This is a genomic window from Sphaerospermopsis reniformis (assembly GCF_005402885.1).
Classification (GTDB): Bacteria; Cyanobacteriota; Cyanobacteriia; order Cyanobacteriales; family Nostocaceae; genus Sphaerospermopsis; species Sphaerospermopsis kisseleviana.
In genome coordinates this window covers 1-9,301 of the sequence record NZ_BJCE01000215.1, presented here as the reverse complement: position 1 = coordinate 9,301, position 9,301 = coordinate 1, and the positions used below count along the sequence as shown (strand labels likewise).

Below are 9,301 nucleotides of genomic sequence, written 5' to 3'. Positions count from 1 at the left end.
ATCCCAAAAAATGCACACTTTTTCCGGTATACCCTTCAAAACCCTTGCACTAATTTCTGTGTTTATCAGCCTCTAACCTTTGATATATCAAGGTTTTAGGTTTATTCAGCAAACCCTAATTAGGCTTATTGAGTCGTTTTTAGGTGAAACATTCTGCTCTTTTTTCTCGTTTCTCGTTCTCATACTCTGTATTTCTCATTCCCAGTCGGAGACTGGGAACGAGAGAGCCAGACAAAGCTTTTGCGTGAGAATATGGTTCTACAGACTTTGGAAATATTTATCCAAAGCTTCGTGTACTAACTCTGTCATGGGTTTATTGAGTTTTTCTGCGGTTTCTTTGAGTTGGGAATAAACATCATCTCGTAAACTCACCCTATGACGTGATTTTCCGCTGCTGGTGGGTTCTCCCGGTGTATAAGTGGCTGAAAATTCACGGATAGCATCAAAACCAATGCGATCGCAAAAATCCCCAAAGCTTTCTTTTCCTTTCCGTGATTTTTTAAAGAAGACAAAAATCGGCTCTAAAAAGCTTTCGATGTCGTTGTGGTGCAATTTTTCAATGATCGGTTGTGCTAACCGCGTTTGATCTGGTGAACCACCTAACCACACTTGATAAGATTCCGGCGCACTACCTACAAATCCTAATTCTGCCATATAAGGACGAGCGCAACCATTGGGGCAACCTGTCATCCTTACCACAAAGTGGTCTTTTTGTAAACCGACTTGATCCAATAAAGTCCGAATTCTTTCTAAAATACCAGGAATTGCTCTTTCTGACTCGGTAATAGCTAAACCACAGGTAGGTAAAGCGGGACAAGCCATAGCATAGCGGGTTAAAGCTGCAATTTGACTAGGATCAGCAATAATACCGCATTTATCTAAAATTTCTTGAATTGCTTCTTGATCTTCTGGTGCAATATCGTAGAAAATCAGGTTTTGATTTGGTGTGAGACGAATAGGTAGGTTAAACTGTGCAACAATTGTCCGCAAAGCGGTTTTGAGTTGAAAAGAACCTTCATCTTTTACCCGACCATTATCAATGGAAATACCTAAGAACAGTTTACCGTCCCCTTGTTCATTCCATCCCAGAAAATCTTGATATTTGAATTTGGGTAATTGTTTAAAAGGTTCGACAGCTTTACCAAAGTATTCTTCCACCTTGCTGCGGAATTTTTCCACACCCCAATCATTGATTAAATATTTTAATCTAGCGTGTCTTCTGTCGGTGCGATCGCCATAATCTCTTTGAGTGGCAACTATGGCTTTGACGATATCATAAACATCATCTTTTGCCACATAGCAAATGGGATCAGCTAGTCGCGCAAAGGTTTCTTCTTTATTGTGGGTTCTTCCTAAACCACCACCAGCAAAGACGTTAAAACCTTGGAGTTCCCCTTTTTTATTGGTCATTACTACCAATGTTAAATCTTGGGAATACAAATCTACAGAATTATCACCAGGTACAGTTACGCAAACTTTAAATTTGCGTGGCATATAATGAGTACCATAGATTGGTTCTACGGAATCATGAAAAATAGTCCCAGTGCCATTTTTTTGTCGTGCTGCTTTCACATCTGGGTGTTCTTCAGCACTAATGGCTTTTTCCCCATCCAACCAAATTTCATAATAAGCACCGGTTTGGGGTGAAAGCAAATCAGCGATATTTTGGGCATATTCCCAAGCATACTGATATTCTGAGCGATTTTTAAAGGGTGCAGGGGGAGCCATAACGTTACGGTTGATGTCACCACAAGCACCCAAAGTAGAACCGAGATTTTTTACAATAGTAGCGATCGCCACTTTGAGATTCTTTTTCAAAATCCCATGTAGCTGAAAACCTTGGCGGGTAGTAGCTCTTAACGTATGATTACCATATTCATCCGCCAATTTATCTAAAGCCAAATATAGCTGCGGTGGTACCAACCCACCAGGATTTTTTGTCCGCAGCATCATTTGATAATCTTTTTCCTGTCCCTTAACACGATTATCACGGTTATCCTGTTGATAAGATCCGTGAAACTTCAGAATCTGTATAGCATCTTCACTAAAATGGGTTGTATCCTGAAGTATTTCAGTCGCTACAGGTTCACGCAAAAAATTACTATTTTCTTTGAGACCTTCAACTTTAGAAGGTTTACGGGTACTAACGGGAGAAGGCGCAGAGTTAATCATTACAGTAGTATGTTTGTCAATAATGCAGCAGTTAAAGAATAATTAAAAATTTAGCTACACTTTTTCTGCTGGTAGAACACCAAAAATCCGCTCGGAATTATGAATAATAACTTAATTTTAACACAGTTAAAAGCCGGCTTCATTAGTGATATCACACTTAACAAAACCAGCTATTTCAGTATTTTAGATGTAAATCAACAGTCAGGAGGCAGGAGTTCAGGAGTTCAGGAGTTAGAAGAATAAATAACTAATGTTTCTTTCCCAGTCCCCAGTCACCAGTCCCCAGTCCCCAATCACCAATCACCAACTTACTTAAAGCGATAACCGATACCACCATTAATGCTCACAGCAGAAGCATCACTACTTTGATAAGCACCGAGTCCTACTTTAGCGTTAGTGTAAACCAGGAAGTTTTTAGTAACTTCAGATTCGACTCCAGCACCGACAACTACAGAATCTTTATTACCCAAGGGAGTGGGTTTACCGTCATTTTCTACGAAAGAATAGCCACCAGTAACAAAGACATTGGTTTTATTAGCAATGGGTAAATCTACAGAAACTTCAGGGATGATAGCAGCTGTTTCATCACCCCAGAGGACGTTACCCCGTGCGGAAAAAGGAGTATTTCCCAATTTTAAACGACCTGTGACATTTCCACCAAAGGTAGCATCATCGTTACCTTGTCCACCACTGGTAACACCAGCAGCTACACCAACACCAATATAACTAGCATCTGTGCCTTTTTGAGTTTCGGCAGCAGCTTTACCCACGGAAAGAAATGCAGGAGTAATTACTAAGGAAGATAAAGCAGAAATTGTCACTAAAGACTTGAGTAAGCGTTTCATAAGTTTTACCACAATTTAGAAATTTTACTGTTAAATTCTAAGTCGAATCGGAAGTTGAAATGTTCCAGATGATTTGAAAATTTACTAAATTCATTGTTACTATTAATGCAAGATGTTGAACTTATCGGTATTTAGTAAACTTTTGCATCCTTGGTTATAGTTACACTGCCATCTTTGAGTATTCCAGGTGATCAGGTGACAGTTTACTAATCGTCACTGAGTAATATAAAATGATGATAAAAACTACAAAGGTATTATCGGGTTTGCTGGGTGTGTGTGTTGGTGATGCTTTGGGTGTACCGGTGGAGTTTACAAGTCGTGCAGAACGCCTAAAATCTCCGGTCACATCTATGTTAGGTTATGGTACGTGGCATCAACCACCAGGAACATGGTCTGATGACAGTTCTTTAACTTTGTGTTTGGCAGAATGTTTGTGTGATGGTTTTTCCCTAGATGCTATAGCTCGTTCCTTTTCCTGCTGGTACACAGAAGGTTATTGGGGCGCTCATGGTAAAGTTTTTGATATTGGTGGAACTACCAGACAAGCTATTATTAATTGGCAACAAGGAGCAACACCCCTAAAAGCAGGTGGTACTGGTGAAAATAGTAATGGCAATGGTTCTTTAATGCGAATTTTACCAATGGCTTATTTTGATCAAACCTGGAGTTTTCCAGAACTGATAAAAAGAGTCCATCAAGTTTCTTGCATTACTCATGGCCATCTGCGATCGCAAATGGCTTGTGGCATTTATATTAGTATTGCTGTAGAGCTATTGGCAGGAATAGAACCCAAAGCAGCTTATTTGCAAGGGTTGGACAAGATTCAATTACTCTATTCTAGTGGGGAATATGCCTTGGAAAAACCCCATTTTGATAGAGTTTTCAGTGGAAAAATTGCTGATATACCCATCAAAGAGATTAATTCTGGTGGTTATGTAATTGATACCCTAGAAGCATCTTTATGGTGTTTTTTAAATAGCTCATCCTACGCCCAAGCTGTACTTCAAGCCGTTAACTTAGGCGGAGATACGGATACTACTGCTGCGGTGACAGGTGGGTTAGCGGGAATTTATTATGGCGTGGAAGGTATTCCTTCAGAATGGCTGGATCAAATTGCTCGGAAACAAGACATTATAGACTTGAGCAGTCGTTTGTCATTATTTATAGGGAATAGGGAATAGGTAATAAATGAACTCCTGATTTCTGACTCCTGACTCCTGTAAGGGCGAAGCATTCGGGCGAACAATTATTAATTTTTCTCCAAAGCTATTTTCCGAATGCTTCGCCCCTACTTTGCCCTTACGACTTCTGACTGCTGACTGCTATACATAACGAAAAGACTATTCTATTTTTACCTGTTCATTGATCCATTGTTGGTAGTCAGTACCAGCAAGGAGAATAGGTAGAGCGATAATTTCTGGCAGTTGATAGGAATGAATTTCTCTGATTTTGGCTGCTAATGTAGAGAATAACGCCAAATTAGTCTTAATCATTAACTGCCATTCATTCTTTTTGTGAATTTCTCCTTGCCATCGGTAAATAGAGTAGACGGGTGACAAACTGACAGCAGCTGCGAGTTTAGCTTCGATCACAGTTTGAGCGATCGCCTTAGCTTCCTCTTCAGTGGCAGTTGTCACCATAACTACACCATAACCAGTTGGTTGCTGCAACATTGCTAAACCAGAGACAGAGAGTAGACTTGACCATCAATTAACAAGCGAGTGATACCTTTGGCTTGGAGATGGTTACTAGCCTTATGCAGCATTCTACTGTCAGGAACTTTAATCACGCGATCGCGTTTGGTAGAAAAGCGTTTGGCCACGCGATGATTATCAAACACTGGCAGAGTTTTCTGCTGGGTTTCAATAGTAGGAATAGCTCCCAAGTCCCCAAAATCCTTGAGTGGTCTAGTAATTAATTCCGCAGAGCGATCAATTACCAGATAACAAGTTTTCGGCAAAGATGCCACCGACAAGGGTAAAACTTGAACTGCTCCTTCTCCTGGTCTACGTCTGGTAACTAGAGGTGTAGGTTCTTCAAAATCTTCGTCTTCAAAATCCTCCTCATCTTCAAACAAATCATCGTCTAAATCATCCAAATCATCAGACTCATCCAGTAAATCATCATCGAACATATTGCTGATGACGTTTTCTTCTGGCTCCTCATCCTCTAGTATGGTTCTGGGGATGCTGGGTATTTCAGGTGGCCGATGTCGGACGATTTCTATTTCCCTAGCTACCGGCAATTCTGGTTTTTCCGTGGCAGAAGAGCGTGTTTTCACCCTTCTAATAGCCGGGATAGGAGGTGGAATTTGTTCAGACTTAGGAGCCTCTTTCACCTCTTTGATGACCGTTTTAGGTGGTTCAACCTTGGGCAACTCTAAGCTAGGTTGATCACTGCTTACAGGTGCTGTTTCGATTTTTGGTTGTTGACTCAACAGGGGTAACTGCTCGTAACTTACCTGCGCTCTGCCTTCAGGGGTTCTGGCAGCGCGTTTTAAAGAAACAAGATATTCGTAATCTTCTTCGGGTAAGGTACTTTTAAGCAGTCGGCTAATGGTTGAGTTACTTACTCCATAGCGTTCTGCCAAAGTCGAGGTAGTTTCGGCAGTTTCTCTATATAACTTGAGAATTTCTTGCTTGTCAGAATCTGTTAATTTTCTCACGGTAGACACCAAAATTTGTTAACTGCGTTTGCGTCCACTGGTACGCCGCTTGAGGCTCAATGATGCTTCGTATTCCAGAGCAGCGCCCATACCAAATAACACTCCACTAAACACCTAGAACACTTCTAGTATGTCTCCACTTTGATAATTTGGAAGATAGTTAGTGGCATATTTAAACCACATATCTGCAATGTAGAGCGAAAATGCTGCGGCTGCAATCATTCTCCATGACCGGGAAACTTTTCCTCCCCAAAACGCTAATAACATGATTGTAGCGATAATTAATAACAACACATCACTAATTACATAAAACCAATCTAAAATCAGTTTTATTTGCATCAAAATACCACTTGTTTGAGCGAATGGTGCTGCATTTTGCTGAGAAATGAACCAAGCCACAAAACTTCCTAATGCACCAACAGCAAACACAATTAACCATTGCCATTTTTCTAAGTTGATGCGTCGGGAGAACAAAGCTAGAGCCATACCTCCACCCAGGAAGATATAAGTCATGACAAAAAACACATCTGCTATAGACACATCCGGTTCTTCGCCTAAACCTATTTCTATATAGCCAAAAACTATCCCACCGATAAAATAAGCCAGCATACCTAAGCCGATAAACAGCCAAACCTTTCGGCTGCTGATAATTTGGGTACTTTGCCAGTTTCGCCAACAGAGAACAGCAGAACCCAAGTAAGCTGAAGCTTCAAAGATATTGGTTCCTAATAAATACCAAACTTCACGAATTTCTTCGCCGTTGGGACTACCAGGGATTTTGGCGCTGAACAACAAGAAGTATAACAGGGCTAACATTGCCCAGCCAATACTAATCAAAATGATTCTTTGAGTCGTGAAAATGGTTTTTGCTTTGTAAGAATCGTCGTAGGATTTACTCATAGGTTTTCACTAGGTAAATGCACTGTACTACTATTTTTGACATAATTAAGGTCTTATGTAATTGAAATAGTATTAATTGCTCAATGTGATACCTGAAGTTGGGTAACACTGAAATCATTTGTGAGCCAATAATATCCATCCTACTGCCAAAGTTTACTCAGTGGAGATTGATTTAACCAACCGATAAATATTAATAGTTCTTCTTCTGGCATATCTTGTAGCCTATCCTCTAATTGATGAGCAAAGTTTATATCACCAAAATATGTTTTTCCTAGTCGGTGCAGTTCTTCCAGGAGAATAATTACATGAGTTTCTTGCCAAGGAGGCAGTTTGGGTATTTGTGAGGGTTCAACAGTTAGCAGAGCTTTGGTTGACTCTGGGGAAGATGCTTGGGGAAATTGTTTTTGCTGTAATATCCCTGTGATATCTTTTTCAAATAAACCTGCTTGTCGATTACCTAATAAATCTTCAATATCCATATAAACGGCTTGCAGGAGTAAAATACTCGCCAATGTCAAAATCTCAATATTGCTATGGCTACCTGTATCACTGTCTAGCTGTTCCAAGGGAATTTTGCCCCAGACGCTAAAGCGTTCGGGTTCTTCCAGCAAGACACAGGCTTTACCTCTATTGTCAGTCAGCGATCGCCACAGAGTTTTAGCTTCAACCTCTTGACTAGCTTTAAAAACACTTATCAGGCGAAAGGTTGGCCCCTGATAATGGAGGATCGGCACCTTCTGATCCCGCGTTGGGTGCTGAACGGTAGATATTTCAACATCCTGGCGTTTAAGAATAAACATGGCACTAGCAACTAACTCCTGACAGGGGCTGTTTTGATTTGGGATTTGTCTTTCATTTGGGCAAAATGGCCTCAAGTATAATAATTTATATTATGGTGAAATAAAATTAGACGTTTGCCAAATACTTTACCAGATATCTGCCAAATATCTGTATGAGAGGATTAGCACTCAAGGTAAAGTTACCCCTTGACATCTGCTATATATCGTAAATACTTACTTGGTTTCGTTTTTTAGTTTACATCTACTGGTTCATGAGGTGATGGTTCGTTATAAAAATTGTTAAATATTTAATTCTATCTTGCTTTTTACTAGGAACAGCGTATATAATAATCAAGGATGGTTTGTTCAAAAGCCAGATACGAGTCTTGGGCGCGTAGCTCAGTGGATAGAGCAATTGCCTTCTAAGCAATCGGTCGCAGGTTCGAACCCTGCCGCGCTCGTTTTAATTCAATATCAACTCTCTTGCTTGTAACTATGAGCCAGAAGTCGTGGTTAGTTATTCTTAATTGAACAAGGTATGTGCTGCACCATAGACATATAATTTTTCTTTATGCTTTAGCGAATAACATTTAATTAAGTATGAAGATGAATTAATTTTTTTAGAACCTAGTACCGCTTCGCGGAAGTCAAAAGTCAAAAGTCAAAAATCAAAAATAATAGGTCGTAAGCTTTTTAGCGATTGAGAATGGTTGGTTTATTTACGCCGTGCTGTACTAGTATCCTTAATCATGCTAGGATAACGAGTTTGGTAATTTCAGTCACATAAAATCAAACTTAGTAAAAAAGGTAACTCTGAAATGTTGAAGAATGACAAGTGGATCATTGAGCAAGCAAAGAAAGGCATGATTGAACCATTTGAATTTAGCTTAGTTCGCACGGTAAAATTGGAAACTGGCACAGAAGTCCCAGCTTTGAGCTATGGTTTATCTTCTTATGGTTATGATATACGGTTGTCACCTAAAGAATTTTTAGTGTTTAGGCATATTCCTGGCACGGTTGTTAATCCTAAAAGATTTAATCCGAACAATTTAGAATCTGTACCTTTACAGCAGGATGAAGATGGAGATTTCTTTATAATTCCAGCGCATTCTTATGGGTTAGGAGTTGCGTTAGAAAAATTACAAATGCCTCCTAATGTAACTGCAATCTGTTTAGGCAAAAGCACTTACGCCCGTGTTGGACTAGTAGCTAATGTTACTCCGGCTGAGGCTTCTTGGAATGGCTCGCTTACTTTGGAATTTAGTAACTCATCAAGTGCTGATTGTAGAATTTATGCGAATGAAGGTATCGTTCAATTATTATTTTTAGAAGGAGAACCCTGTCAAACTACCTATGCAGATAGAGGAGGTAAATATCAAAATCAGCCGGAAAAAGTGACTTTAGCTAGAGTATAGTTATTGTTGATTATTGACACATAAAATATCAATTTCACCAAGTCACAAACGAGGGAAATGAGGCGATCGCATTCTGTGTCTATTAACCCAAGTTGCTAGTTAAGAATAGGAGTCAGGAGTCAAGAGTCAGAAGTCAGAAGTCAGGAAAAAGAATGAATTATGATTGTGTTCCCTGCTTTATTGCTATCTACTTATCCTTGTTACTTCGATTTGAGAGCCTTTCTTGTATAACTAGCAACTTACGTTATTAGTGATTTGCTGATCATTGTGATAACTAGCAACTTGTTTACAGTAGTTACAAATACCCAAAGGAAGGTATGGGGTGATCTTGAGTCAAAAATTGTGTAGCTAACTGTAATTACATAGGGGTTGCTGAGAAAGTCTTTCCGTGATGGCATAGGAGTCAGGAGTCAGGAGTCAGGAGTCAGGAGTCAGGAGTCAGGAGGAGATTTGAAAATTTCTTTGCCATCTCTTGAAATCCCAAAAAATGCACACTTTTTCCGGTATACCCTTCAAAACCCTTGC

At 39.8% G+C, this 9,301-nt stretch carries 8 protein-coding genes, 1 tRNA gene and 1 pseudogene; 4 read left to right on the top strand and 6 right to left on the bottom strand.

Annotated features, from left to right (window positions below):
- Positions 1-258: 258 nt before the first annotated feature.
- On the bottom strand, positions 259-2,172 hold the full coding sequence (gene sir, locus FFR48_RS21810; protein WP_137668823.1) for a sulfite reductase, ferredoxin dependent: 1,914 nt from the start codon (positions 2,170-2,172) through the stop codon (positions 259-261).
- A gap of 99 nt (positions 2,173-2,271) precedes the next feature.
- Between sir and FFR48_RS21805 the strand changes: the two genes are divergently transcribed.
- Positions 2,272-2,415, top strand: a complete 144-nt coding sequence (locus FFR48_RS21805) for a hypothetical protein (protein ID WP_162501934.1) — start codon at positions 2,272-2,274, stop codon at positions 2,413-2,415.
- A 65-nt stretch (positions 2,416-2,480) separates the two neighbouring features.
- Here the strand turns inward: FFR48_RS21805 and FFR48_RS21800 are convergent, their stop codons facing one another.
- Entirely contained in the window at positions 2,481-3,017 is a 537-nt protein-coding gene (locus FFR48_RS21800) for an autotransporter outer membrane beta-barrel domain-containing protein (protein ID WP_137668822.1), read from the bottom strand.
- A 233-nt stretch (positions 3,018-3,250) separates the two neighbouring features.
- On the opposite strand from FFR48_RS21800, the gene FFR48_RS21795 reads away from it, so the two are divergent.
- The gene (locus tag FFR48_RS21795) at positions 3,251-4,198 is read left to right on the top strand and encodes an ADP-ribosylglycohydrolase family protein (protein WP_137668825.1); all 948 of its coding nucleotides are present in this window, start codon (positions 3,251-3,253) and stop codon (positions 4,196-4,198) included.
- Between the two features lie 159 nt (positions 4,199-4,357).
- Here the strand turns inward: FFR48_RS21795 and cutA are convergent, their stop codons facing one another.
- The 4 genes and pseudogenes from cutA to FFR48_RS21775 all read right to left on the bottom strand — a co-directional run bounded on the left by cutA (position 4,358) and on the right by FFR48_RS21775 (position 7,382).
- Positions 4,358-4,690, bottom strand: coding sequence for a divalent-cation tolerance protein CutA (gene cutA, locus FFR48_RS21790; RefSeq protein ID WP_190649654.1), 333 nt, complete (start codon positions 4,688-4,690; stop codon positions 4,358-4,360).
- 2 nt (positions 4,691-4,692) lie between these two features.
- Complete coding sequence (locus tag FFR48_RS21785; protein ID WP_096571539.1) at positions 4,693-5,682, bottom strand: helix-turn-helix domain-containing protein; 990 nt, start codon at positions 5,680-5,682, stop codon at positions 4,693-4,695.
- 18 nt (positions 5,683-5,700) lie between these two features.
- A pseudogene (locus FFR48_RS21780) lies at positions 5,701-6,582 on the bottom strand (hypothetical protein).
- Between the two features lie 140 nt (positions 6,583-6,722).
- Positions 6,723-7,382, bottom strand: a complete 660-nt coding sequence (locus FFR48_RS21775; protein WP_137668821.1) for an Npun_F0813 family protein — start codon at positions 7,380-7,382, stop codon at positions 6,723-6,725.
- Between the two features lie 367 nt (positions 7,383-7,749).
- Here FFR48_RS21775 and FFR48_RS21770 point away from each other — a divergent pair.
- Positions 7,750-7,822: transfer RNA gene (locus FFR48_RS21770), tRNA-Arg, on the top strand.
- A 357-nt stretch (positions 7,823-8,179) separates the two neighbouring features.
- Positions 8,180-8,776, top strand: a complete 597-nt coding sequence (gene dcd / locus FFR48_RS21765; protein WP_137668820.1) for a dCTP deaminase — start codon at positions 8,180-8,182, stop codon at positions 8,774-8,776.
- The last annotated feature ends 525 nt before the right edge of the window (positions 8,777-9,301 follow it).